Raw genomic sequence first — 25,589 nt, 5'->3', positions numbered from 1 at the left:
CCACCGCGCGGTCGCCACCCGCTACGACAAGCGCGACTACATGTTCCGCGGAACCATCGACGTCGCCTCGATCAGGATCTGGCTCCGCGACCCCGTCCCATGATCCAAGGGACACGCTCTAGCCGCCGAGGAGGGCCGGTTCGGTGTCCGGTTCAACTGCGTCGGCCCGGGCATGCTCACCGACGGCATGGCGGACCGGCTCATCAGCTCCGGGGAGCTCGACGACCACGCCCTGGGAGTCGCCCGCCGCACCATCCCGCTGCGGCGGTTCGGGTCCGCGGCCGACGTCGCCGAGGCGGTCGCCTTCCTCGCCTCGGACCGGGCCGGGTTCATCAGCGGTCAGAAACTCGACGTGGACGGTGGCTATGGAGTCTGAGCGTGCACCGCATTTCGGCTTCGCGGCGGGCGACGTGGTCCTCGTGACCGGCGCCGGCAGCGGCATCGGCCGGGCCGTTGCGCTGCGAGCCGCCGAGCTGGGCCTCGCGGTCGCCGCGTGGGACCGCGACGCGCATGCGGTCGCCGCGACCGCGGCCGAGATCGCGAGCCGCGGCGGGACCGCCGTGGCGGTGCCGGCCGACGTGAGCGTCGCCGAGCAGGTCGACGCGGGCTTCGCCCGCAGCCGCGAACTCGGCGTCGTGCGCCACCTGGTCAACAACGCCGGCCCGTCGTCCGCGGTCGACCTGGACTTCGACGAGGCCATGCGGATCGCGGTCGGAAGCATGCGGCGGATGGTGGACACCTGGCTGTCCGCCGGCGCACCCGAGGGTGCGTCGCTGGTCAACATCGCGTCGGTGGCCGGCACCCTCGTCGGCACCGCCTCCGACTGGTACTGCGCGTCCAAGGCGGCGATCGCCGGCTACACCCGCCATCTCGCCGCCTACCGGAGCGACGAGGTGCGCAGCAACGCCGTCGCGCCCGGGATGACCGACACCCCGCGGCTCGCCGGTTTCGCCGCCACCGAGGTGGGCAGGCGGGTGCTGGAGCGGATCCCGATGCACCGGATGGCGACGCCGGACGACATCGCCTGGACCATGCTCTTCCTGCTGTCACCGCTCGCCGCCTACGTCAACGGCGTCGTCCTGCCCGTCGACGGCGGCTGGACCGTCACCCAGTGATCGGGCGCCGGTTCAGGTGGACGGCGAGGCCTCCGCGGGCGTCCGCACGGCAAACCCGTCGAGGAAGATCGACGTGCAGTCGTCGGCGAGCTGCTCCACCGGGTAGTCCGAGTCGGGCTTGCGCCACCGCACCGACAGCCAGACGGCGTCGCGGATGAAGCGGTAGAAGATCCGCGGCGCGATGTCCTGGCGGAAGACCCCGGCGGCGCGACCGGCCTCGATCGTGTCGAGCCAGGCCTGCTGCACCTGCGACACCGCGGCGAAGACGGGCTCGTACTGCGGCCGCTCGCGCAGGTAGGACAGCTCGTTCTGGTAGATCTGCGTGGCGTGCGGCCGGGCCTCCGCCGTCTGCAGGGAGACCAGGACGAGCGCGTGCATCCGGGCCCGCGGATCGAGGTCGGCGCCGGCCGCCTCCCGGTACCGCGCCAGCAGGTCGTCCACGTAGCTCGTGATGATCTGGTAGAGGATCGCGTCCTTCGACGGGAAGTGGTGGTACAGGCTGCCGGACAGCATCCCCACCTCGTCGGCGATCTCGCGCACGGTCGTGGCGGAGACACCCTTGCGGGCGAACAGCTCGGCGGACTTCGACAGGATGACGGCGCGCCGGTCCTGCGGCTGGGACATGGTGGTGCGGCTCCCCCGGGTCGAGCGCTTGATCGGGGGCACCTTACCGCGGGTCGGTCGCGGCCTCGACGCTGCACGTTCCGCGCGGCTACTCCTTCACGTAGGGCTTCCCGTCGGCGGCCGGCGCCCGCACCCGGCCGGCCAGCCCGGCGACCGCGAAGAGCGTCGCCAGGTAGGGCGCCATGAGCATGAACTCGCTGGGGATCGGCGTCCCGATGACGCCGAGCACCCCCTGGAGGTTGTTGGCGAAGCCGAACAACAGGGCCGCGCACAGCGCGCCGGTCGGGCTCCACCGCCCGAAGATCATCGCGGCGAGCGCGATGAACCCCTGGCCTGCGGTCATCTCCCGGCCGAACGCGCCCACCGAGCCGAGGGTGAAGAAGGCGCCGCCGAGCCCGGCGACCGCGCCGCCGAGCAGCACGTTCTGCACGCGGATGCGGTTGACCGCGATGCCGACGGTGTCGGCCGCGACGGGGTGCTCCCCGACCGCGCGGACCCGCAGCCCCCACCGGGTGCGGAAGAGCGCGACGTGCACGGCGATCACCGTCACGTACATGAGGTAGACGATGACGGACTGGTGGAACAGCACCGGCCCGATCACCGGGATCCGGGAGAGCACCGGGATCGGCAGGTCGGAGAAGGTGTCCGGCTGGTTGAACGTCTCGGCGTCCGGGGCCAGCAGCCTGCCGTAGAAGAACCCGGTGAGACCGATGACGAGCACGTTCAGCACGACCCCGACGATGATCTGGTCGACGACGTAGCGGATCGCGAACAGGGCGAGGACGGCGGCGACGAGCACGCCGGCCACGGGCGCCATGACGAGGCCCGCCCACCGGCTGTCGGTGACGCTGGCGACGACCGCCGAGAGGAAGGCACCCGCGAGCAGCTGCCCCTCGATCGCGATGTTGATCACGCCGGCGCGCTCGCAGAGCAGCCCGGACAGCGCGCCGAACACCAGCGGCACCGACAGCAGCAGCGCCCCGGCGAGCAGGCCGACGAAGGAGATCTGCGCGCCCTGGACCGCCCACACGAGGAAGGTCAGGAGCCACAGCGCCGCGAAACCGATGGGCACGGCGAGCGGCACGGCGCGGCGCCGGGCCACCGCAGCGGCGGCGAGCCCGGCCAGACCCAGGCAGGCCAGGGAGAGCACGAGCGCGGTCGCCCGGCTCGGGAGGGCCACGGACCCGATGTCGACGAACTCGACTCCCGTGCCGACGTCGAAGGTGCTGCTGTGTCCGGGGTCGGCGCCGAACCCGAAGACCACCAGCGCGACGAGCCCGAGGACGCCCATCGCAGTCGGCATCTTCCAGCTCGGCCGAGGCACGGTCGCGTCCCGACCGGTGTCCGGTCCGGAGGTGGCCACCATCGGCGGGGCTGTCGTCGGCGCGTTCACGCGCTCCATCCCTTCGAGATCTGCATCGGGCCGAGGCCGGCGCGGGCGCGCAGCCGGGAGATCGCCCGGACGAGCGGCGGCGCGGCGATGAACAGCACGATCAGCGACTGGACCACGAACACGATGTCGATCGGCGTGCCCGTGCGCGCCTGCATGGCCACGCCGCCGGCGCGCAGCGCGCCGAACAGCAGGCCCGCGCCGACGATCCCGAACGGGTTGCCCCGCCCGAGGAGCGCGACGGTGATCGCGTCGAACCCGATCCCCGCGGAGATGCCGCCGGTCAGCGCCTTCTCCGTGCCGAGGATCTGGAACGCCCCCGTCAGCCCGGCCAGTGCGCCGGCGAGCGCCATCGCCGTGGCCGTCACCGTGCCGACCCGGATCCCCGCGGTCCGGGAGGCGGCCGGGTTCGCCCCGACCGCGCGCAGCCGGAAGCCGGGCGTGCTGCGGTTCAGCAGCCACCACACGCCCGCCGCGGCCGCCAGCGCGAGGACCAGCCCCGCGTGCAGGCGCGACCACCCGCCGAGCAGGAGCGGGAGCTCCGCCGTGGCGTCCACCGACGGGCTGATCGGGTCGCTGCGGCCCGGGCGGTGGAAGGCCGCCGTGCTCAGCAGGAACGCGAGCAGGAACCGGGCGACGTAGTTGAGCATGATCGTCGTGATGACCTCGTGCGCGCCCGTGCGGGCCTTGAGGACGCCGGGGATCGCGCCCCAGAGGGCACCGAGCAGGACCGCGGCGGCGAGCGCCACCAGCACGTGGACGACGACCGGCAGGTCCCAGGCGAAGCCGACGTAGGACGCCCCGATCGCGCCGAGGATGATCTGCCCTTCGGCGCCGATGTTGAACAGGCCGGCCCGGAACGCCAGCCCGACGGCCAGCCCGGCCGCGATCAGCGGGGCCGCGAACACCAGCGACTCCGTCAGCGGCCGCAGGGCGGCGGCCGGGTCGGCGGCGCCCGGATCGACGACCGCGCCCTGGACGAGGGCGAGGTAGGCCTCGCCGATCGCGTCCCAGGCCGCCAGGAGCAGGTCGCTCGGGCGGGCGAAGAAGTACCCGGCGCTCTCCTGCACACCCGCGTCCGCGACGGCGATCAGCACGGCCCCGACGAGCAGGGCCAGGAGGATCGACAACGCGGTCAGCACACCGGTGTCGAGCAGACCGCGCCGCCGCGCCGTCCGCCGGTCCGGTTCGGGCGCGGCCGGTCGGGGCCGGTCCACGGTGGTCATGGACGGGGTCATGCTGCGCCTCCCCGCTGCTGCACCCGGCTGGCCTCCGCGACCTGCCGCCGGGCGTCGTCCTCGGCAACCCCGGCCATCATCAGGCCGAGCACGTCGCGGTCGGTGTCGGCCGGAACGGTCCCGACGACGCGGCCGCGGTACATCACCGCGATCCGATCGGCCAGCGCGACCACCTCGTCGAGCTCGGTGGAGACGATCACCACCGCGGTGCCCCGGTCGCGCTCGGCCACGATCCTGCGGTGCAGGAACTCGATCGAGCCGACGTCCACGCCGCGCGTGGGCTGGGAGGCGATCAGGAGCTCCAGCGGCCGCGACATCTCCCGGGCCATCACGACCTTCTGCTGGTTGCCGCCGGACAGGGAGCCCGCCGGGGCGTCGACCCCCTGGGTGCGGACGTCGAACTCCTGCACCAGCTCGCGCGCCCGGCGGCGCACGATCGAGGGCGACAGTGCCGGGCCCGAGGCGAACGGGGCCCGGTCGAAGGAGTTCAGCACCAGGTTCTCGGCCACCGAGAACGAGGGGATGATCCCGTCGTGGGACCGGTCCTCCGGGACGAATCCCACGCCGGCGTCGAGCACCTCCTTGATCGGGCGGCCCGACAGCTCCCGCCCCGAGAGGCGCACCGAGCCCGAGACCTCGGGCTGCAGCCCGACGAGCGCCTCGACGAGCTCGGTCTGGCCGTTGCCCTGCACCCCGGCGACCGCGAGGACCTCGCCGCGCCGGACGTCGAGGCAGACGCGGTCGACGACGACCCGGCCGCGCTCGTCGCGCACGCTCAGGTCCCGCACCTCGAGCGCGACGTCGCCGGGCGCGAAGGCCTCCTTGGCGACCACGAGCTGCACCGCCCGCCCGACCATCATCGCGGCCAGCTCGGTCTCCCCGGCGTCGGGCGCGGTCGTGCCGACCACGCGCCCGCGGCGGATCACCGTGATCCGGTCGGCGACCGCCCGCACCTCGCGCAGCTTGTGGGTGATGAAGACGATCGACGTGCCCGCTGCCTTCAGCTCCCGCATGATCCGGATGAGCTCGTCGGTCTCCTGCGGGGTCAGCACGGCCGTGGGTTCGTCGAGGATCACGACCTCGGCGTCCCTCGCGAGCGCCTTGATGATCTCGACGCGCTGCTGCACGCCGACCGGCAGGTCCTCGACCACGGCGTCGGGGTCGACGGAGAGGCCGAACCGCTCGGACAGCTCGCGGACGGCGCTGCGGGCGGCCTCGTGGTCCAGCAACCCGCCGGCCCGGGTGTGCTCGTGGCCGAGCATGACGTTCTCGGCGACCGTGAAGACGGGGACCAGCATGAAGTGCTGGTGCACCATCCCGATCCCGGCCGACACGGCGTCGCCCGGTCCGGAGAACCGCACCGGCTCGCCGTTCACCAGGATCTCGCCGTCGTCCGGGTGCAGCAGGCCGTAGAGCACGTTCATCAACGTGCTCTTGCCCGCGCCGTTCTCCCCGAGCAGGCAGTGGATCTCCCCCGGCTCCACCACGAGGTCGATGGAGTCGTTGGCCGTGAACGCGCCGAAGCGCTTGGTGATACCGCGCAGCTCCAGCTTCACCGCACCGACCTTCCGGTTTCCGTGGGCGGCCATCGTCAGGACGCCGCGGGCGAACTCGGGGACGGCACGCTGAGCGTCCCGTCGACGATCTGCCGGTGGAGCTGCTCGACCTCGGCCTGTAGCTCCACAGGGACGTCGTCGGCGAAGTCGTGGTAGGGCGCCAGGCTGACGCCCTCGTTCGCCAGCGTGCCGACGTACGGCTCGCCGCTGAACGCACCGTCCACGGTCTGCCTCGTCGTCTCCAGCACCGCGTTGTCGATCTCCTTCACCACCGAGGTGAGGAAGAGCGGGGCGTACTGGGAGGCCGACTCGTAGCCGTCGGTGTCGACCCAGATCAGCGCGACGTCGCCGGCCTCCTGCGCAGCCGCGGCGGCACCCAGGCCGACCGGGCCCGCCACCGGCATGATGATGTCGGCGCCCTGCTGGATGAACGTGTTCGCGAGGTTCTGCCCGTTGGCCTGGTTCTGGAAGTCGCCCGTGAACGAGCCGTTCTGCGTCGCCGGGTCCCAGCCCAGCACCTGCACGGTGGTGCCCTTGACCTGGTTGTGGTGCTCGACGCCGGCCGCGAACCCGTCCATGAAGATCGACACGGTGGGGATGTTCAGGCCGCCGAACGTGGCCACCGTGCCCGTCGTGGTCGTGCCGGCGGCGAGGTAGCCGGCGAGGAAGGACGCCTGCGCGGTGTCGAACATCAACGGCTTGACGTTCTCGATCGGCTCCTCGTGGGCGAAGTCGACGATCGCGAAGCGCTCGTCGGGGTTCGCGGTCGCCGCCGCGGCCGTCGCGTCGCCCAGCAGGAAGCCGACCGTGACGACGAGGCCGCAGTCGGCGGCGACCATCTGCTGTACGTTCGGGGTGAAGTCGGTCTCCGTGGTCGACTCCACGACGGTGCTCTCGATGCCCAGCTCGGCCTCCGCCTGCTGCAGGCCCTCCCACGCGCTCTCGTTGAACGAGCGGTCGTCGATGCCGCCGGAGTCGGTGACCATGCAGGCCTGGAAGTCGGCGCCACCCGGCCCGCCGGCGCTTGCGGCGTTCTCCGGCGGCGGCTGCCCGCACGCTGCGACGGCGACGGCGCAGATCCCCCCGAGGGCGATCGGCCACACCGTCTTCTTCATGGAGTTCTTCATCAGAAACCCGCCTTGTGCCAGGGGCCCCAGATCGCGAAGGAGCGGCCCTCATCGGACTGGACGTTGACGAACAGCGTCTGCATGTCGGCCGAGAAGCACGGCCCGGCGAACTCCGCGCCCGGGTCGCCGTCCGGCGGCACCAGCCTGGCGAGGTCGACGAGCGTGCCGCTGCGGCGCAGGCCGCGCAGGAAGTTCTCGCCGTCGCCGTCCTCGCAGAGCACGAGGGTGCCGCGCTTGCTCGCCGTGACGTTGTCGGGCATGTCGAGCACCGAGGACGACGGCGACTCGAACATCAGCTGCAGCCGCTCGCTGCGCGTGTGGTAGGCCCACACCTGGCCGCGACCGTCGCCGAAGCCGTCCGGCCCCTCCTCGCCGGCCGCGGTGGCGCCGCCCTGCGTGGACACGAAGTAGACGACCCCGTCGTGGTACGAGGCCCCCTCCAGCCGGGAGAACACCGCCGCACCCTTCGCCCGGCCCTGGTCACCGACGGCCGTGCCGGCCTGCTCGTTGGTGGTCCCCGGGGCGAACGTCGGGTCCGGGTCGTCGATGTCGACCCAGCGGACGCGGTAGCCGGCGCGCGGCTCCTGCCCGAGGTGGAGCTCGGCGCCGTCCACGCCCTCGACCGCGAGCATCTGCAGCCGGCCACCGTCGAGGACCTTGCCGACCTTCATCGGGTCCCGGGGAGGGAGGTAGCGGTAGAAGCCGGACGGGAAGCCGAAGTTGTCCTCGGTCAGGTACAGCGCCGCCGTGTGCGGGTCGTAGACGGCCGACTCGTGCAGGAACCGTCCCGCCGCGCGGATCGGGGTGCGGTCGGACGCGCCGCGGGTCGGCACCTCGAACAGGTAGCCGTGCTTCTGCGTGAGCAGCGAGTTGTCCGCCCCGGTGAAGTCGTTGCCGACGTCCGGGCCGTTGACCGTCTCCTCGCAGGAGATCCAGCTGCCCCACGGCATCGGCCCGCCGGAGCAGTTCATCTGGGTGCCGGTCAGGCTCTCGGCGCTGACCTGGACCTCACCGCGGTTGCTCACCACGAGCGTGACGCACCCGCCCTGGCCCGCGCGGTCGTAGGCCTCCTCCGGCCTGCCGAACGCCGGGCCCGGGCCGTTGATCTCGTGGTTGCGCACGAGGACGGTGGTGCCGTCGGGCCCGGGGAAGGAGGCCATGCCGTCGTGCTTCGGCGGGGTGACGCCCCCCGTGGAGAGCGGCGAGCCGGTGGGGTTGAACGACCGGTACGAGAACTCCTCGGGCAGCCACAGCCGCACCTCGCCGTCGGCAAGGTCCGGCACCGGCCGCAGGTGGGCGCGGTCCGGGGGACGGGTGTGCGCCGCCGCCTCGGTGGCGAGCAGGCCCTGGAACGGGCCGCTCAGGGCGAAGGCGCCGATGGCCCCGGCGCCCCCGCGCAGGACTGCCCTGCGGTTCAGATCTGCCATTCGATCGCTCCCTGGTCTCGCGTCGTTGCGGTGCCCGGACGGGCCCCATGGGGGAAGGGGGAAGGCGGAGGTCGTGTGCCGTGGTCAGGCCAGGGCGGCGTAGCCGGGCTTGATCACGTCGTTGATCAGCCCGAGCCGCTCGTCGAACGGGAGGAACGCCGACTTCATCGCGTTCACCGTGAGCCACTGCATGTCGTCGAGCGCGTAGCCGAACTGCGCGGTCAGCTCGCTGAACTCGTGGCTCATCGAGGTCTGGCTCATCAGCCGGTTGTCGGTGTTGACCGTGACCCGGAAGTGCAGCCGGCGCAGCAGGTCGATCGGGTGGTCGGCCAGTGCGGGGACCGTCCCGGTGTGGATGTTCGAGGTGGGGCACATCTCCAGCGGGATGCGCCGGTCCCGGACGAACGCGGCGAGCCTGCCGAGCCTCGGCACCCCGTCCCCGTCGACCCGTGATGTCGTCGACGATGCGGACGCCGTGGCCGAGCCGGGCCGCGCCGCACCACTGGACGGCCTCCCAGATGGACGGCAGCCCGAAGCCCTCACCGGCGTGGATGGTGAAGTGGACGTTCTCCCGGCGCAGGTACTCGAAGGCGCCGAGCGACCGCGTGGGCGGGAAACCGGCCTCCGGCCCGGCGATGTCGAAGCCGACCACGCCCGCGTCGCGGTGGCGCACGGCGAGCTCGGCGATCTCCTGCGCACGCTGCTCCTGGCGCATCGCGCACAGCAGCAGGCCGACCCGGATCCGGTTGCCCGCGGCCGCCGCCCGCTCGGTCCCGGCGCGGAACCCGTCGAGGATCGCCTCCACGACCTCGTCGAGGCCGAGGCCGTGTGCGGTGCTGAGCTCCGGCGCGTAGCGCACCTCGGCGTAGACGACGCCGTCGGCCGCGAGGTCCTCGGCGCATTCGGCGGCCACGCGGTGCAGCGCCGACGCCGTCTGCATGACGCCGACGGTGTGCACGAACCGTTCGAGGTACTCCTCCAGGGACCCCGCCGTGGCCGCGGCGGCGAACCACTTCGTGATGCCGTCGACGTCGGTCGCGGGCAGCGCGGCGTAGCCGGCCTGTTCGGCCAGCTCCAGCACGGTCTGCGGGCGCAACCCGCCGTCGAGGTGGTCGTGGAGCAGAACCTTGGGGGCGCGCCTGATCTGGTCGGGCGTCGGGACACGGCGGTGCACGCCGGTCACCTCCTCGTGGTCGGGGTCCGGTGCCACGGGGCACCAGGGGCAGAGCTGCGCCCTGCGGGATGTGCAGGGGAACGGGCGTGGCTGCGGGATGAGCGAGCTGCCCGTTGCTGTCAGACAAGCTGACCGAAGGTGGACGGAAGAATGACCGGCGCGCGCCGGCAAGTCAAGGGGGCAATTGCCGAGAGAATCGGCGGGACACGGCACGGGAAGCGTTGACGCGCGAGGATCCGCTGGCATAGCTTGTCAAACAAGTGCCAGGCAAGGGAGTGGACCGTGAGCAGACGTCCGCAGCGGCGTCCGGTGGTGGAGCTCTACGAGCGCATCGTCGACGCCGTCCGCGGGGGAACCTATCCCCCGGGCTCGACGCTGCCGTCCGAGCCGGCGCTCGCCGCGGCGCTCGGCGTCAGCAGGCCGGCGCTGCGCGAGGCACTGATCCTGCTCCAGGAGGACGGGTGGATCAGCGTGCGCCGCGGCGTGGGGCGCACCGTCAGCTCCGGCCCCACGCGGCGCGGTCTCGAGCGGCTGCAGCCGGTCGAGAGCCTGCTCGGGGAGGACGTCGTCAAGGTGCGCCCCCTCGTCCGCGACATCGAGGAGCCGACCGACCTGGTGATGCAGCACCTGCCGGTGCCCGCGCGCTGCGAGGTCCGGTTCTGGGAGAGCATCGTCGACGTCGACGGCACCGCGGCGTGCCTCGTGGAGGAGTGGTGCGTCCCCGACGACGCACTCGGCGCGATCGACCCTGGCCTGCCGAAGGTGCTGGAGGACGCCGTCGCCCAGCCGCACACGATGCTCGACGCGGTCGTGGCCGCCGATCTCCGGCTGCCGTTGACCGGGACGAGCACCATCACCGCGACCGTGCTGGGGCGGCGCCGGGGGACGGTGTTCCACCGGCCGCCGGACACCCCCGTCGTCCTGGTCACCCAGGTCGTCTCGGTCGAACGACACCCCTTGCTGGCGGCCAAGTACGTGCTGCCCAGCGGCGCGCCGACCCTCGTCGTCCGCCAGTCGAGATGAGCAGGACCCCGGAGAGCTGAGCACCTGATGACACCGAAGAAGTCCCTCGTCGTCGACTGCGACACCGGCATCGACGACGCCCTCGCGCTGCTGTACCTCCTCCACGATCCCGACGTCGACATCCGCGCGGTGACGACCGTGTTCGGCAACACCGACGCCGCCACCGCCGCGGACAACACGCTGAAGGTGCTCGAGCTGGTCGGCCGGCAGGACATCCCCGTGGCCGTGGGCGCACTCACCAACTGGCGCGGCACCTTCTACCCGGCCCCGGACGTCCACGGCGACGACGGCATGGGCAACACCTCGCTGCTGCCGGCCCCTGCGACGACACCGACGGCGGAGCCCGCCGCCGAGCTGATCGTGCGCCTCGCCCGGGAGAACCCCGGCGAGCTGCACCTGCTCGCGACCGGGCCACTGACCAACCTGGCCACCGCGCTGTTGCTCGACCCGGAGCTGCCCGGCTTGATCGAGCACGTGACCGTCATGGGTGGCGCCATCCATCACCCCGGCAATGTCACGCCGGCGGCCGAGGCCAACATCTACAACGACCCGGAGGCGGCCCGGCTGGTGTTCCAGGCGCCCTGGGAGGTCACCCTCGTTCCGCTGGACGTCACCATGACCGAGGTGCTCACGGAGGAGCTGGCGACGCGGCTGCGCGAGCACGGGTCCCCGGTCACCACGTTCGCGGCCGCGATTCTGGAGCACTACCTGGGCTTCTACGAGCGGGACGTGTTCGGCATCCGGAGCGCGGCCTGCCACGATCCGCTCGCGGCCGCCATCGCCGTCGGCGACATCCCGGTGGTCCTCGCCCCGACCGTGGCGATCGACGTGGAGACCGGTGACGGGCCCGCCCGGGGAATGACCGTCGCGGACACCCGCGGGCAGTACCGGAACTTCCCGTCGCAGGAGGGAGCCCACGTGCGGGTCGTGCTCAGGACGGAGGGGACGTTCCCCGACCGGCTCACGGCACGGTTGTGCGAAGCCTCCGCGCCGGTCCCGGCCGCGACGGGCGGCCCGGCGTGCTGACCGCGGCGTCGAGGGCCCGGGTGCTCGTCGTCGGCAGCATGAACATGGACCTCGTCGTCCACGTCGCCCGCCTGCCCGCGCCCGGCGCGACCGTCATCGGCGGTGACCTGACCCGCGGTGCGGGCGGCAAGGGCGCGAACCAGGCCGTCGCCGCCCGCCGCCTGGGCGCCGCCGTGCGCCTGGTGGCCGCGACCGGCGACGACGAGCACGGCGAGCAGCTGGTGGCCGGAGCCGCGGCCGAGGACGTCGACGTCTCCCTCGTCACCGCGCTGCCCGACGTCCCGACCGGCGCCGCGCTCATCGTGGTGCAACCCGACGGCCAGAACACGGTCACCGTCTCCCCCGGCGCCAACGGCAGGCTGCTCCCGGCCGCGCTGCCGAGGGACCCCGACCTGCTGGCCGGCAGCGACGTCGTCGTGCTGCAGATGGAGATCCCGCTCGCCACGAACCTGCACGTCGCACGGGCGGCCCGAGCCGCCGGCGTCCCCGTCGTGCTGAACGCGGCGCCGCTCGCCGATCCGATCGACGAGACGGTGACCGAGCTGATCTGCACCGTCGATGTCCTCGTCGTCAACGAGAGCGAGGCGCTCGGGCTGATCGGTCGGCCAGACGACGACGGCCCGTCGGCCCCGCAGGACTGGACCGATCTCGCCCGTCACCTCACGGCGACCGGCCCGTCCACGGTCGTGATCACCCTCGGCGGGCAGGGAGCGGTGGTCCACCACGCCGGCGAGGCCGGCTGGACGCCGGCGTTCCGGGTCGACGTCGTCGACGCGGTGGGCGCGGGCGACACGTTCTGCGCCGAGCTGGCCGTCAGCCTCGCGGAGCAGCGCCCCGCCCGCGAGGCCGTGCGTCGCGCCTGTGCGGCGGGCGCACTGGCGACCCGAGCGGTGGGGGCGCAGACGGCCATGCCCTCCGCCCGCGAAGTGGAGGAGCTCCTCGCGCGGCTGCCCGAACGGGTCGCCGGTTCGCTCGCCCCGAGGCGATGAGATCCCTCAGCCTCACCCGTCGTACCAGGAGGTCGGGGATGGGACGGGCGGCGGGTGGGAACTTCGGTGGTATGACTCGCGCAACAGCCGACCCCGTGCGACCCTCCCGCCTCGCCGTCGCGGCGGCCGGCACCCTGCTGACATTGGCGGCCTGTGCCGGTCCGGAGCCGACCGAGGCCCCCGCGCAGCAACCGACCGAGCCGACGACGGAGCAGCCCGCCCCGCAGGCGATCAGCGCGGAGGGCACGCTCGCACCACCCGAGCAGGCGACGAACGCCTTCACCTACGACCCGGCACTCGCCCCGGTAGGCGCGCGGCTCTCGGTCGAGGCCGAGGAGTCCGACGGCTCGACCGAGGTGGAGCTCGAGGTGGACGGCCTTCTCCCGGATCGGGGCTACGCCGTGCACGCCCACGCCCGCCCGTGCGGTCCGACCGGCCAGGCGGCCGGGCCGCACTACCAGAACGAGGTGGACCCGGCCGCGACGCCCGAGCAGGCCTCGGCCGACCCGGCGTTCGCCAACCCGCGCAACGAGATCTGGCTCGATCTGACCACCGACGCCGAGGGAGACGGCGAGGCACGCAGCGAGGTGCCTTTCGTGTTCACCGACCGCGCGCCCGCGTCGATCGTCGTCCACGAGGCCGAGGCGACGGCGACCGCTGCCGGCGAGGCCGGGGCCGCGGGAGGCCGCGTCGCGTGCGTCGACGTCCCGTTCGCGTGAGCGCGCGTCCCGCGAGCAGCCACCCGGGCAAGTAGCTGCCGTCGCTGCGGTAGCTCCGCCGCCCGCCTTGCCGCCATCCGGCGCGAGAAGTCGCCCCCGTCCCGCGGCTACGCCATCGGCATCAGGTGCGGTGACCGCATCTCGTGCAACGACATCTTGCCCAGGAAACCGGCGAAAGCTAGTCTCTCGCATCACATTGCGAAACGTTCTGCGTAAGACGCAACAGCTTCTGGGCGAACCGCACCGATGGCAGCCCGATCCGCAGGAGGACCGTTGACCGATCGCCAGCGCTACGACTACATCATCGTCGGGGGTGGCTCCGCGGGCTGCGCGCTCGCGAACCGCCTCAGCGCGGACCCGGGCACCAGCGTGCTCGTGCTCGAGGCCGGCAGGCCGGACTGGATCTGGGACATCTTCATCCACATGCCGGCCGCGCTCACGATGGTGATCGGCAACCCGCTCTACGACTGGCGGTACGAGAGCGAGCCGGAGCCGTACATGAACGGCAGGCGCGTGTCGCACGGTCGCGGAAAGGTGCTGGGCGGCTCCAGCAGCATCAACGGAATGATCTTCCAGCGCGGCAACCCGCTGGACCTGCAGCGGTGGGCCGCCGACCCCGGCATGGAGACCTGGGACTACGCGCACTGCCTGCCGTACTTCAAGAAGATGGAGAACTGCCTCGCGGGCGGCGACGACTGGCGCGGCGACTCCGGGCCGCTGGCGCTCGAACGGGGTCCCGCGACCAACCCCCTGTTCGGCGCCTTCCTCGAGGCCGCGCAGCAGGCGGGCCACCCGCTGACCGACGACGTCAACGGGTACCAGCAGGAGGGCTTCGCGCGCTTCGACCGCAACATCTCGCGCGGGCGGCGCCTCTCGGCCGCGCGCGCCTACTACCACCCGGTGAAGAGCAGGCCGAACCTCACCGTCCAGTGCCTGTCGCTGGTGCACCGCGTGCTGTTCACCGGCAAGCGTGCGGTGGGCGTGCAGTACAGCAGGCCGGGAACCGGCCCCCGCACGGTGTACGGGGGCGAGGTGATCCTCTCCGGCGGGGCGGTTAACACCCCGCAGCTACTGCAGCTGTCGGGCGTCGGGAACGCCGAGGAGCTGCGGCCGCTCGGGGTCGACGTCGTGCACCACCTGCCCGGCGTCGGGGAGAACCTGCAGGACCACCTCGAGGTCTACGTGCAGCACGCGTGCACGCAGCCGATCTCGTACAACCCCGCGCTGAAGCTGCGCAACCGCCCGCTCATCGGCCTGCAGTGGATCTTCGGCAAGCGTGGCCCCGCCGCGACCAACCACTTCGAGGCGGGCGGCTTCGTCCGCAGCAACGCCGACGTCGCGTACCCGAACCTGATGTTCCACTTCCTGCCGATCGCCGTGCGCTACGACGGAACTCCGGTGCCCGCCGAGCACGGCTACCAGGTCCACATCGGACCGATGTACTCCGACGCCCGGGGCAGCGTGAAGATCAAGTCGGCGAACCCGAAGCAGGCGCCGGCCCTGCGGTTCAACTACCTGTCCACCGACCAGGACCGGCGGGAGTGGGTGGAGGCCATCCACACCGCGCGGGAGATCCTCTCCCAGCCCGCGTTCGACGCGTTCAACGGCGGCGAGATCTCCCCCGGCCCCGGCGTCGGCACGGACGAGGAGATCCTCGACTGGGTGGCCCGCGACGCCGAGACCGCCTACCACCCGTCCTGCACCGCGAAGATGGGGATCGACGAGATGTCCGTGGTCGACCCGGAGACCATGCGGGTGCACGGCGTCGAGGGCCTGCGGGTGGTGGACGCGTCGGCGATGCCGTATGTCACCAACGGCAACATCTACGCCCCGGTGATGATGCTCGCGGAGAAGTCGGCCGACCTCATCCTCGGCAACACGCCGCTCGCGCCCGCCGACGCCGACTTCTACCGGCACGAGCGTCAGCCGTCCTGACCCTGAACGCGATTTCCGAGGAGGCCCCGGCCGTGCCGGAGCAGTACATCGCTGGACGCTGGACCGAGCCGGCCGGGGACGCTCGCCTGGAGGTGCTCAACCCGTTCGACGCGAGCGTGCTCGCCGAGTCCGCCCAGGCGTCGCCCGACGAGATCGAGGCGGCCGTGCGGGCGGCGCGCGAGGCGTTCGACACCGGTCCGTGGCCGCGCACCCCGGCGGCCGAGCGGGGCGCACTGCTGCGCCGCGTCGCCGACCTGCTGGTGCGCGACAAGGAGGAGATCGCCCGCGTCGAGACCCTCGACACCGGCAAGACGCTGGTGGAGAGCCGCATCGACGTCGACGACGTCACGGCGGTGTTCCGCTACTACGCCGACCTCGCCGACAAGGACGCCGGGCGGATCGTCGACACCGGGCAGGCGCACGTGCGCAGCCGCGTGGTGCACGAGCCGCTCGGGGTGTGCGTGCTGATCACGCCGTGGAACTACCCGCTGCTGCAGCTGTCGTGGAAGGTCGCCCCGGCGCTCGCGGCGGGCAACACGATGGTGATCAAGCCGACCGAGGTCACCCCGCTGACGTCGTTCATGCTGGTCCGGCTGCTGGAGGAAGCGGGTGTGCCGGCCGGGGTGGTCAACATCCTGCTCGGCGACGGCCGCACCGTCGGCGCCCCGCTCACCGAGCACCCGGCCGTCGACATGGTGTCGTTCACCGGCGGGCTCGCCACCGGGCAGGCGATCATCCGGGCGTCCGCGGGCACGATCAAGCGGGTGGCCGTGGAGCTCGGCGGCAAGAACCCGAACATCGTCTTCGCCGACAGCGACTTCGAGACCGTCGTCGACAACGCGCTGACGGCGGTGTTCCTGCACGCCGGACAGGTCTGCTCGGCCGGCGCGCGGCTGATCGTCCAGGAGCCGATGTACGACGACCTCGTCGCCGAGATCGGCAGGCGCGCCGCGCGGATCCGGCTGGGCAACGGCCTCGACGAGGGCACGGAGTCCGGTCCTCTGGTGTCGGCCGCCCAGCGCGCCAAGATCGAGGACTTCGTGGCGTCCGCGCATGCCGAAGGGGCGCGGCTGGTGGCGGGCGGGCACCGCCCGGACGAGCCGGAGCTGCAGAAGGGCTACTTCTACCGGCCGACGGTGTTCGCCGACGTCCACCGCGGCATGCGGGTGGTCCGCGAGGAGACGTTCGGCCCGATCCTCACCGTCGAGCGGTTCACGACCGAGCAGGAGGCGATCGCGCTCGGCAACGACACCGAGTACGGGCTGTCGGGCGCGGTGTGGACCGCCGACATCGGTCGCGCCGAGCGGGTGGCGGGCGCGCTCCGGCACGGCACCGTGTGGATCAACGACTTCGGCCCGTACGTCCCGATGGCGGAGTGGGGCGGGTTCAAGCGCTCCGGCAACGGCCGCGAGCTCGGTCCGACCGGCCTCGCGGAGTACCAGGAGACCAAGCACGTCTGGCACAACACCACGCCGGCTCCGGTGCGGTGGTTCACGGCATGAATGAGGCGGGTGCACAACGATGAGCACGACGCAGGGACACCGGACCGGTGGTGGTGACGGCGCCGACGACGGGATGGCCGAGTTCGGCTACTCCCAGACGCTGGAGCGCAGCATCGGCAAGTTCGCCAGCTTCGCGGCGGGCGTCAGCTACATCTCGATCCTCACCGGAACGTTTCAGCTGTTCTATTTCGGGTTCGCCTTCGGCGGGCCGGCGTACTGGTGGTCGTGGCCGATGGTCTTCGCCGGCCAGATCATGGTGGCGCTCTGCTTCGCCGAGCTCGCCGCCCGCTATCCCGTCGCGGGTTCGATCTACAACTGGGCCAAGCGGCTCGGCAGGCCCACGACGGCCTGGCTGGCGGGCTGGATGATGTTCACCGCCTCCGTGGTGACGATCGCGGCGGTGGTGCTGGCCTACCAGATCACGCTGCCGCAGATCTGGGACGGCTTCCAGATCTACGGTGACGGCACCGGGGAGAGCGACTTCGCGGTCAACGCCGTCATCCTCGGGACGATCCTCATCGCGTTCACCACCGCGGTGAACGCCTACGGCGTGAAGCTGATGGCCCGGATCAACAGCGCCGGGGTGTTCATCGAGCTGATCGCCGCGGTGCTGCTCGTCGTGCTGCTCGCGGTGAACATCGTGAACCCGCCGACCGTGCTGCTCGACACGCAGAACCTCGGCGAGGGCCACTCGATGGGCTACCTCGGCGCGTTCCTCGTGGCCGCGCTCGCCTCCGCGTACGTCATGTACGGGTTCGACACGGCGAGCTCGCTGGGCGAGGAGACGATGGACCCGCGGCGGACCGCCCCGACCGCGATCCTGCGCGCGATCATCGCCTCGTTCGTCATCGGCGGGCTCATCCTGCTCTTCGCGATCCTCGCCGCCCCCGACCTCGCCGACCCGCAGATCGGCACCGGCGGCCTGCAGTACATCGTGCTCGCCGTGCTCGGCACCACGATGGGCAAGGTCTTCCTGGTCACCGTCGTCATCGCCATCACGGTCTGCGCGCTGGCCGTGCACACCGCCGCCATCCGGATGATGTTCGCGATGGCCCGCGACAACGCCCTCCCCGGCGGCGCCCGGCTGGCCAGGGTGCACCCGCGCTACAAGACGCCCGTGGTGCCCGCGGTGATCATCGGGGTGGTCTCGGCGCTGATCCTGGTGATCAACGTCGGCAACCCGCAGATCTTCACGGTCATCACCAGCATCGCGATCATCATGATCTACCTGGCGTACCTGCTGGTGACGGTGCCGATGCTGTTCGCGCGGCTGCGCGGCGACTGGCCCAAGCCCGACGGCTCCGGGAACCGCTACTTCTCCCTCGGCCGCTTCGGCCTCCCGGTGAACATCATCGCCGTGGTGTGGGGCGCGGCGATGACGCTCAACCTCGCGTGGCCCCGCCGGGAGATCTACAACGCGACCGAGCCCTACCACTGGTACCTGCAGTGGGGTGCGTTCCTGTTCATCGGCCTGATCGCGGTGATCGGCCTGGTCTGGTACCGCGTGCGCGGCCGCCACCAGGTCGGGACACTGCCCGAGCACATGGTCCGGAAGATGGACGCGGCCCTGCAGCCGGCCGACCAGCCGCCCCTGTCGGGGAGCACCCAGGCCTGACGAACCAGCGGGCCGCCCTGCCCGGCTCCCGCGGAACCCCGTGCACCCCACGGCCCGCGGGACGGCCGGCACGTGCCGTAGGCTCGGCTCTCGATCGGTCGGCGGCATGCTCAGCCAGCCGGTACCCGAGGGCGGAAGGCGCGATCGGCAGGGCGGCATGAGGACTCTGGAGACCGTCGAACGCGCTCTGCGGATGCTGCAGCTGTTCGACCACCCCGGCCAGGAGATGACGGTCGGCGCGATGGCGGCGGCCCTGGGCATCCACCGCAGCAATGCGTCCCGCTTCGCCGCGACCCTGGCCGAGCGGGGCTTCCTGGAGCGGTCGACGACGGGGGAGGCGTTCCGCCTCGGACCCGAGATCGGCCGGCTCGGGATGCTCTCGATCGCCGACCGCGACCTGGTGACCGACGCGCAGCCCGTGATGCAACGGCTGGCCGACAAGACCGGCGAGAACGTCGTGCTGTCGGTCCTCGACCAGGGCGAAGCTCTGGACATCGCCCAGGCCGACGGGTCCTACATCGTTGGCACGCGCAAGTGGCGGGGACGGCGCGCGCCGCTGCACTCGTCCTCCGACGGCAAGGTCTTCCTCGCCTTCGCCGGCGCCGCAGAGCCCGACGATCTGTTGCGCGCGGAGATCGAGCAGGTCCGCCACCAGGGGTGGGCAGCGTCGCTCGGCGAGCTCGAGGAGGGCCTGCACGGCCTCGCGGTCCCGGTGCGCGACCACCTCGGCCGGTGCGTCGCCGCGTTGAGCGTCTCCGGCCCCGACTACCGGCTCCCGAAGGAGCGGCTGGAGGAGGTCGCGGCGGTCGTGACCGACGCGGCCGCAGAGATCAGCGCGCGGCTGGGGTACGCCGCGCCGCGCGACGAGTAGCGCGGCGCGGCGTGCCCCGGGCGTGTCACACCTGCGGTTCGTCGTCCTCCTCCTCGAAGAAGATCGCCCCGGTCGGGCAGGAACGCTCGGCGACCCGGAGCCGCTCGAGCTCGACGGCGGACAGGTCGCCGACCTCCGCGACCTGCCGGTCGTTGTCGAAGGTGAAGGCGCCGGGGGCGAGGCGCACGCAGCTTCCGGAGCCGATGCAGATCGACTCGTCGAGCGTGATGTGTGGGGCAGTCTGACGGATGCCACTCATGGGTCACCTCCAGGGATCAGGTGAAGACGACGACGAAGCCGTCCTCGACGACGACGCGGTAGGTCCGCGCGTGGAACTTCGGGTCGGCGAGGGCCTGCCCGGTGGTGATGTCGAACTCCCAGCCGTGCCAGGCACAGCGCACGATCGCGCCGTCGCGGCCGTAGACGAAGTCGCTGCCGCTCGTGGGCAGCGTCGTACCGCAGATCGGCCCCTCGGCGAGCGTGCCGCCCTTGTGCGGGCAGCCGTTGTGCAGCGCGTAGAACCGCCCGCCGACGTTGAACAGCCCGATGCTGCGCCCGTCGAGGTCGACGATCCGCCGCTCCCCCGGCGCGAGCTCCGAGGCGGGGCAGACGACGTGGCGGCGCCCGGTGCGGGCGGGTGCCGTCATCGGGCCGGCACCCCTTCGGGCTGCTTCTCGTCCTGAGGCCGCCGCTGGGGCAGCTTGTAGACCTCGCGGGCGTTCTCCGACAGGACGCGGTCGCGCCACTCGTGCGGGATCCGCAGGAACGCCGGGTCGTCGAAGTCCCAGTGCGGGTAGTCCGAGGCGAACATCAGCATGTCCTGGGCGCCGATGTCGGCGAGCGCCGGCCACAGCGCCGACGGGGTGTTCGGCTGCTCCAGCGGCTGGGTGGTCATGCGGACGTGGTCGCGGGCGTACTCGCTGGGCAGCCGGGTGAGCCAGGGCGTCTCCTTGCGCAGCGCCCGGTAGTCCTCGTCGAGGCGCCACAGGATGCCCGGCACCCACGCGACCCCGCACTCGACCATCACCATCTTCATGTCCGGCCACTTCTCGAACACCCCGTGCGCGATCGCGCTGCCGAGGTGCGCCATCCCGGTCTCGCACAGCAGGGCGTGGGTCTCCCAGAAGAACGTGGTGGGCCCGCAGCCGATGGGGTTGTGGTTGACCCCGCCCTGACCGCCGAGGTGCAGCGCGAACGGCAGGCCGAGCTCGGCGCACGCCTCCCAGATCGGGTGGAAGAACGGGTCGCCGTAGGGGCGCTGCGACCCGCTGGAGACGAGCACCTGGACGATGTCGGGGTGGTCGCCGAGCCGCCGCACCTCGGCCGCGGCCTGCTGCGGGTTCTGCGGCGCCACCACCAGCGAGCCCTTGAGACGCTCGTCCCGCGGCAGCCACTCGGTGACCAGCCAGTCGTTGTACGCGCTCGCCAGCGCCTGCGCGTAGTAGGGGTTGGCCAGCGTGGAGACCTCGATGGCCTCGTCGCCGGTCAGCACGACGTACTCCATGTCGTACCGGTCGATGAGCTGCTCCCGCATCAGCTCGTAGCTCGAGCCGGGCGTACCGCCATCGGCCGGGATCGCGTCGTAGCGCATGAAGCCCTCGGGGTGCAGCCAGGGCCGGCCGGCGCGCGGAAACGCGCCCTTGGGGCCCGGGACCTCACCGCGCTCGAGATATTCGCGGAAGGCCGGCGGCAGGTAGGGCAGCAGAACTTCGGCCGAGCTCCAGCTGTTGTGGACGTCGCAATCGATCACAGCCGACTCCTGTTCGTTGCCGTTTCGGCGACATGTCGCCATATTGGCGACATAAGTCAGCGTGCGTGACAGGCGTCTCGCTGTCAAGAGGCGGCGTGGGAGGAGCGAGGGGGCGTCGTGGCGGAGCCCGTCGATCAAGGCACCGACGTCGTACTAGATCGATCCAGAAGCGACAAGTACGCCTTGATCAGCGGTCCCGGGCGCGCGAACGGCACTTTCGTCCAAACCTATTGGACGAGAGTGCCGTTCGCGTAGCGCTACCGGGCCCCCACCTCCGCCACCTGCCGCTGCTCCGCGGGGCCTGCGGCGTCGGGGGACGACCGACGCTGGGGCGCCCGGCGCCGGCGGATGCGGATGCCGCGCGCCCCGAAGGCCGCGGTGACGCGGTCGAGGTAGATGGCCACGATGACGACGGCGAGGCCGCCCTCGAAGCCCTGCCCGATGTCGAGCTTGGTGACGGCCTGCACGACGACCGCGCCGAGCCCGCCGCCGCCGACCATGCCGGCGATGACCACCATCGACAGCGCCAACATGATCACCTGGTTGACGCCCGCCATGATCGACGGCATCGCCAGGGGCAGCTGCACGTCGCGCAGCACCTGCCGCGGCCGGGAGCCGAAGGCGACCGCGGCCTCCACCACCTCCTGGTCGACCTGCCGGATGCCCAGCTCGGTGAGCCGCACCGCCGGCGGGATGGCGAAGATCGTGGTGGCCACGACGCCGGGGACGACCCCGATCCCGAAGAAGAACACGGCGGGCAGCAGGTAGACGAACACCGGCAGGGTCTGCATGAAGTCCAGCACCGGCCGGATCGCCGTCCGGACGCGGTCCATCCGCGCCGCGGCGATGCCGATGGGCACCCCGATGGCGATGGCGACCACGGACGCCAGCAGGACCACGGCGAGCGACTGCAGCGTCGCCTCCCACATCTGCATCGCCAGGATGAGCAGGAAGCCCACGGCGGCGAGGACCGGAGGCAGCCAGCGCCGGGTCGCGAGCGCGGTCAGCCCGGCGAGCACCGCGATCACCACGAGCGGGTGGGGCAGCACGAGCGCCAGGTAGATGGCGTTGACCAGCGCCAGCGTCAGGGCCGCGAGGCCGTCGAAGACGGCGGCGGCGTTCACCCGGAGGAAGTCGACGACGGCCTCGACCCACACGCCGACAGGGAGATCGATCATCGGGCACCTTCCTCGGTACGGGCCATCGCCGAGAGGATCGCGGCGCGCGGCACCACGCCCAGGAGACGGCGGTCGGCGTCCACCACGGCGACCGGGACGATGTGCCGCCCTGCGAGATGGCAGAAGTCGACGATCGGCACGTCGGCCGACACCGTCTCGTAGTCGTGGACGAGGCACCGGCGGACGTCCGGGTCGCCGCGCCGCGCCGCGTCCGCCAGCAGGTCGTCCTGGGCGACGCCGTGCAGCCTGCCCGCGTCGTCCACGACGAAGAGCCCGTTCATCTCGGTGTGCTCCAGGCGCCGCAGGACGTCGCCGGGCTTCTCGTCGGGACGCGCCGTGAGCAGCGGGGGCCGCAGCAGGGTGCCCGCGGTGAGCACCCGAGAGCGGTCCACGTCGGCGACGAAGTTGCTCACGTAGTCGTCCGCGGGCTCGGAGAGGATCTCCTCGCCGGTGCCGCACTGCACGACCTGGCCGTCCTTCATCACCATGATGCGGTGCCCGATGCGCATGGCCTCGTTGAGGTCGTGGGTGACGAACACGATGGTCCGCTGGTCCTCGGCCTGCAGCTTGAGCAGCAGCTCCTGCATGTCGCGCTTGATGAGCGGGTCGAGCGCGCTGAACGGCTCGTCCATCAGCAGGACGTCGGCGTCGGTGGCGAGCGCGCGGGCCAGCCCGACGCGCTGCTTCATGCCACCGGAGAGCTCGTGCGGGTAGGCGTCGCCGCGGTCGCCGAGCCCGACCCGGTCCAGCGCACGGTCGGCGCGGTCCAGTCGCTCCCGCGCGGAGAGCCCCCGCACCTGCAGCCCGTACGCCGCGTTCTCCCGGACGGTGCGGTGCGGGAACAGGGCGAAGTGCTGGAAGACCATGCTGATCTTCTGGTTGCGCAGGTCGTACAGCTGGTCGTCGTCCATGCCCAGGACGTCCTGCCCGTCCACGGACAGCGCCCCGCTCGTCGGCTCGACCAGGCGGTTGATCATCCGGAGGACGGTCGACTTCCCCGAGCCGGACAGGCCCATGATGACGAAGAGCTCCCCCCGTTCCACGGTGAGATCAACCTCGTCGGCGCCGAGGAAGCCCCCCGCGTCCCGGACGGCCGCGCGGGCGTCATCGGCGCGGAGCATCGGTTCGGCCTGCTGCGCGGACAGCCCGTAGGCCTTGCTGAGCCCCTTTGCCTCGATCATGACCTCACCCACGGTGTTCGACATGCCGGTCACCCCCCGGTCCCGGCGAGGACGACCTCGGCGGCCGGCTCACCGCTCACCGACGTCACGCCCTCGAGCCAGGCCTCGATCCGGTCGGGATGCGCCTGGATCCAGTCCCGGGCCACCTGTTCGGCCGGCTTCCCGTCCTTGTCGACGGCGCGGATGAACTCGGACGCGGTCTCGGTGTCGACGCTGATCTGGGAGATGAACCGGACCAGGTTGGGGTCGCCCTCCGCGAGGCCCGCCCGGGTCAGCGAGCGGACCTCCCCCGCGCCCGGCCACACCGACTGCGGGTCGTCGAGGAAGTGCAGGTCGTACTCGGTGGCCATCCAGTGCGGGCTCCACCCGAGGAAGGCGATCGGCTCGCCGGCGGCCGCGCGCCGCGACACCTCGGCGAGCATCGCCTCGGTGCTGCTCGCGACCAGCTCCCAGTCGCCCAGCCCGTACGCGTCCTGCGCGATCGCCTCGTTGATCGTCTCGTTGCCGGGGGCGCCCGGCTCGATCCCGTAGATCTTGCGGCCGAACGCGTCGGCGTGCCGGTCGAGGTCGGCGAGCGACCGCACGCCCAGCTCCTCGACGACGTACCCCGGGACGGCCGGGGAGTACTGCGTGCCCTCGAGCACGGTGCCGACGACCTCGACCGCACCGGTTTCGATGTGCTCGGTGAAGACGTCCTGCTGGCTCGGCCACCAGTTGCCGAGGTAGGCATCGGCATTGCCGGTGGCGAGCGCCTCGGCCCCCAGCGGGACGGCCACCTCCTGCGTGCTCGCCGAGTAGCCGAGCTCGGTCAGCACCTGCATCGCGATCTCGGTCTCCACCACGAGATCCGCCCAGGGCTGCTGCACGAACCGGGCGCTGTGCTCTCCCCCGCTCGAGTCGCCGAACCCGGTCGGTGCCGCGCCGCTGCAGCCGCTCACGAGCACCGCGGCGGCGACCGCCCCGACCCCGAGGAGTCTCCTTGACATGGGTTTCCCTCCAATTCCCGCGCGACGAATGGAGCCACGACGTGGTCGCACCGGGTGGCCCACATCGACGTGATGGCGCGGAGGTAGCCGAATGACGGTCAATCGGCTTCGATGGGAGAGACGATCCCCACATTCGCAGAGTGAGTCAACGAAACGCGACGACGAAACCAGAGCAATTGCCTACCGCGGCCATAGACCCGCTCTATCGCATCGGGTCGGCGAATGCCGAAGGGTCGCCGCCGGTTTCCGACACCACCATACGGACGAACGCGCGCGCGGCGGGCGACAGCGGCTCCCGCCGCCAGAGCAGCTGTACCCGGCGCACGACGGGCGGGTCGAGGCGCGCGACGCGCGCCCCTTGCCGAGCGGCGTCCTCGGCCATCGACCGAGGCAGCAGCGTCACACCGGCGCCCGCGAGCACCAGCGGGACGATGGCCGCCCGGTGGGGCGTCTCGACCGCGACCCGCAGCGGCACGCCCGCGCCGGACAGGGCGAACTCCAGCAGCGCGCGGCTCGCGGTGCCCGGCGGGGTGACGATGAGATCGAACGCCACGACCTGGGCCACCGTCAACAAGTCGCCCTGGCCGATTTCCGCATCCGGCGGGAGGACCACCAGTACCTGCTGATCGGGCAGTTCGTAGGACCGCAGATCCCCCACCGGGACGGAGAAGTCGGTCAGCCCCAGTTCGGAGTGTCCGGTCCGGAGCATTTCCACCACGGCGGCCGCGTGCTCGGGATCCTCGATGCCGATCGTGACCGCCGGGTAAGCCCTCCGGAACGCCCCGACCAGACCGGCCAACGGGTGCACGGCCAGGGTCGTCTGCGCCACGATGTCGATGCGGCCTGCCGTCAGGTCGGACACCATCTGCACGGAGGCGCGGGCCGCGGCGAAGTCCCGCAGCACCTGTTGGGCGGGCCGCAGCAGCGCTTCGCCGGCCGGCGTGAGCGTGACGCCGCGGCTGAGCCGGTGGAACAGCAGGGCCCCGACCTCGCGTTCGACGGCCTTGATCGCATGCGACAGCGACGGTTGCGCCACGCGCAGGGCCGCCGCCGCGCTGGTGAAGCTGCCGTGTGCCGCGACCGCGAGGAAGTACTCCAGCTGCCGACGATCCATGCGTCCTCCCCGGGGGTAGAGCGCGGCCTGGCCCCGGCCCGGTCCCGGG

23 protein-coding genes and 1 pseudogene are annotated in these 25,589 nt (G+C 72.0%); 10 read left to right on the top strand and 14 right to left on the bottom strand.

From position 1 onward, the window contains the following. Nucleotides 1-172 precede the first annotated feature (172 nt). Together KME75_RS12155 and KME75_RS12150 are read left to right on the top strand one after the other, a co-directional pair. A complete protein-coding gene (locus KME75_RS12155; protein ID WP_246631943.1) occupies nucleotides 173-376 on the top strand; it encodes an SDR family oxidoreductase in 204 nt (67 codons plus the stop codon). Next, on the top strand, nucleotides 366-1,115 hold the full coding sequence (locus tag KME75_RS12150) for an SDR family NAD(P)-dependent oxidoreductase (RefSeq protein ID WP_219414713.1): 750 nt from the start codon (nucleotides 366-368) through the stop codon (nucleotides 1,113-1,115). Before KME75_RS12155 ends, KME75_RS12150 begins: the two co-directional genes overlap by 11 nt. A 12-nt stretch (nucleotides 1,116-1,127) precedes the next feature. On the opposite strand, the gene KME75_RS12145 is transcribed toward KME75_RS12150, so the two are convergent. From KME75_RS12145 to KME75_RS12115, 7 genes and pseudogenes are all read right to left on the bottom strand, one after another. Then, entirely contained in the window at nucleotides 1,128-1,739 is a 612-nt protein-coding gene (locus KME75_RS12145) for a TetR/AcrR family transcriptional regulator (RefSeq protein WP_219414712.1), read from the bottom strand. Between the two features lie 88 nt (nucleotides 1,740-1,827). Then, nucleotides 1,828-3,042 carry an ABC transporter permease gene (locus KME75_RS12140; RefSeq protein ID WP_219414711.1) on the bottom strand — a complete coding sequence of 405 codons (1,215 nt, stop codon included), beginning with the start codon at nucleotides 3,040-3,042 and terminating at the stop codon, nucleotides 1,828-1,830. An 86-nt stretch (nucleotides 3,043-3,128) separates the two neighbouring features. Beyond that, complete coding sequence (locus KME75_RS12135; RefSeq protein ID WP_219414710.1) at nucleotides 3,129-4,367, bottom strand: ABC transporter permease; 1,239 nt, start codon at nucleotides 4,365-4,367, stop codon at nucleotides 3,129-3,131. Beyond that, on the bottom strand, nucleotides 4,364-5,956 hold the full coding sequence (locus KME75_RS12130; protein ID WP_246631942.1) for an ABC transporter ATP-binding protein: 1,593 nt from the start codon (nucleotides 5,954-5,956) through the stop codon (nucleotides 4,364-4,366). The genes KME75_RS12135 and KME75_RS12130 overlap by 4 nt, the downstream gene beginning before the upstream one ends. A 2-nt stretch (nucleotides 5,957-5,958) precedes the next feature. Further along, on the bottom strand, nucleotides 5,959-7,050 hold the full coding sequence (locus tag KME75_RS12125) for a BMP family lipoprotein (RefSeq protein ID WP_219414709.1): 1,092 nt from the start codon (nucleotides 7,048-7,050) through the stop codon (nucleotides 5,959-5,961). Beyond that, entirely contained in the window at nucleotides 7,050-8,477 is a 1,428-nt protein-coding gene (locus tag KME75_RS12120) for a PhoX family protein (protein ID WP_219414708.1), read from the bottom strand. The genes KME75_RS12125 and KME75_RS12120 overlap by 1 nt, the downstream gene beginning before the upstream one ends. Before the next feature lie 84 nt (nucleotides 8,478-8,561). Then, nucleotides 8,562-9,651, bottom strand: a pseudogene (locus KME75_RS12115) (adenosine deaminase). A gap of 282 nt (nucleotides 9,652-9,933) precedes the next feature. Here KME75_RS12115 and KME75_RS12110 point away from each other — a divergent pair. The 8 genes from KME75_RS12110 (at nucleotide 9,934) to KME75_RS12075 (ending at nucleotide 19,331) form a co-directional block, all read left to right on the top strand. After that, entirely contained in the window at nucleotides 9,934-10,674 is a 741-nt protein-coding gene (locus tag KME75_RS12110; protein WP_308282718.1) for a GntR family transcriptional regulator, read from the top strand. Nucleotides 10,675-10,701: 27 nt separating this feature from the next. After that, nucleotides 10,702-11,700 (top strand): nucleoside hydrolase, encoded by a 999-nt coding sequence (locus KME75_RS12105; protein WP_219414707.1) that lies wholly within the window; start codon nucleotides 10,702-10,704, stop codon nucleotides 11,698-11,700. After that, nucleotides 11,649-12,689: a ribokinase gene (locus KME75_RS12100; protein WP_308282717.1), complete on the top strand. Its 1,041-nt coding sequence runs from the start codon at nucleotides 11,649-11,651 to the stop codon at nucleotides 12,687-12,689. The genes KME75_RS12105 and KME75_RS12100 overlap by 52 nt, the downstream gene beginning before the upstream one ends. Nucleotides 12,690-12,760: 71 nt before the next feature. Then, on the top strand, nucleotides 12,761-13,408 hold the full coding sequence (locus KME75_RS12095) for a superoxide dismutase family protein (protein WP_219414706.1): 648 nt from the start codon (nucleotides 12,761-12,763) through the stop codon (nucleotides 13,406-13,408). A 273-nt stretch (nucleotides 13,409-13,681) separates the two neighbouring features. After that, nucleotides 13,682-15,343 carry a choline dehydrogenase gene (gene betA, locus KME75_RS12090; RefSeq protein ID WP_246631940.1) on the top strand — a complete coding sequence of 554 codons (1,662 nt, stop codon included), beginning with the start codon at nucleotides 13,682-13,684 and terminating at the stop codon, nucleotides 15,341-15,343. 32 nt (nucleotides 15,344-15,375) lie between these two features. Beyond that, nucleotides 15,376-16,845: an aldehyde dehydrogenase family protein gene (locus KME75_RS12085; RefSeq protein ID WP_219414704.1), complete on the top strand. Its 1,470-nt coding sequence runs from the start codon at nucleotides 15,376-15,378 to the stop codon at nucleotides 16,843-16,845. Between the two features lie 19 nt (nucleotides 16,846-16,864). Next, nucleotides 16,865-18,460 carry an APC family permease gene (locus tag KME75_RS12080; RefSeq protein WP_219414703.1) on the top strand — a complete coding sequence of 532 codons (1,596 nt, stop codon included), beginning with the start codon at nucleotides 16,865-16,867 and terminating at the stop codon, nucleotides 18,458-18,460. Between the two features lie 157 nt (nucleotides 18,461-18,617). Beyond that, on the top strand, nucleotides 18,618-19,331 hold the full coding sequence (locus tag KME75_RS12075; protein WP_219414702.1) for an IclR family transcriptional regulator: 714 nt from the start codon (nucleotides 18,618-18,620) through the stop codon (nucleotides 19,329-19,331). 25 nt (nucleotides 19,332-19,356) lie between these two features. Here the strand turns inward: KME75_RS12075 and KME75_RS12070 are convergent, their stop codons facing one another. The 7 genes from KME75_RS12070 to KME75_RS12040 all read right to left on the bottom strand — a co-directional run bounded on the left by KME75_RS12070 (nucleotide 19,357) and on the right by KME75_RS12040 (nucleotide 25,540). Beyond that, complete coding sequence (locus tag KME75_RS12070; RefSeq protein WP_219414701.1) at nucleotides 19,357-19,590, bottom strand: ferredoxin; 234 nt, start codon at nucleotides 19,588-19,590, stop codon at nucleotides 19,357-19,359. Nucleotides 19,591-19,606: 16 nt separating this feature from the next. After that, the gene (locus KME75_RS12065) at nucleotides 19,607-19,978 is read right to left on the bottom strand and encodes a Rieske (2Fe-2S) protein (RefSeq protein WP_219414700.1); all 372 of its coding nucleotides are present in this window, start codon (nucleotides 19,976-19,978) and stop codon (nucleotides 19,607-19,609) included. Continuing rightward, a complete protein-coding gene (locus KME75_RS12060; protein WP_219414699.1) occupies nucleotides 19,975-21,081 on the bottom strand; it encodes an amidohydrolase family protein in 1,107 nt (368 codons plus the stop codon). The genes KME75_RS12065 and KME75_RS12060 overlap by 4 nt, the downstream gene beginning before the upstream one ends. A 257-nt stretch (nucleotides 21,082-21,338) precedes the next feature. Next, a complete protein-coding gene (locus tag KME75_RS12055; RefSeq protein ID WP_219414698.1) occupies nucleotides 21,339-22,259 on the bottom strand; it encodes an ABC transporter permease in 921 nt (306 codons plus the stop codon). After that, entirely contained in the window at nucleotides 22,256-23,464 is a 1,209-nt protein-coding gene (locus KME75_RS12050; RefSeq protein ID WP_246631938.1) for a quaternary amine ABC transporter ATP-binding protein, read from the bottom strand. Before KME75_RS12050 ends, KME75_RS12055 begins: the two co-directional genes overlap by 4 nt. A gap of 5 nt (nucleotides 23,465-23,469) precedes the next feature. Continuing rightward, entirely contained in the window at nucleotides 23,470-24,426 is a 957-nt protein-coding gene (locus tag KME75_RS12045; protein WP_219414697.1) for an ABC transporter substrate-binding protein, read from the bottom strand. A 202-nt stretch (nucleotides 24,427-24,628) separates the two neighbouring features. After that, the gene (locus KME75_RS12040; RefSeq protein ID WP_219414696.1) at nucleotides 24,629-25,540 is read right to left on the bottom strand and encodes a LysR family transcriptional regulator; all 912 of its coding nucleotides are present in this window, start codon (nucleotides 25,538-25,540) and stop codon (nucleotides 24,629-24,631) included. Nucleotides 25,541-25,589: the final 49 nt, after the last annotated feature.

Origin of the sequence: Pseudonocardia nigra (genome assembly GCF_019396355.1) — a bacterium.
In the GTDB taxonomy this organism is placed as follows: Bacteria; Actinomycetota; Actinomycetes; order Mycobacteriales; family Pseudonocardiaceae; genus Pseudonocardia; species Pseudonocardia nigra.
The sequence above is the reverse complement of the archived record's forward strand: the minus strand, read 5'-3'. Positions and strand labels throughout refer to the sequence as shown.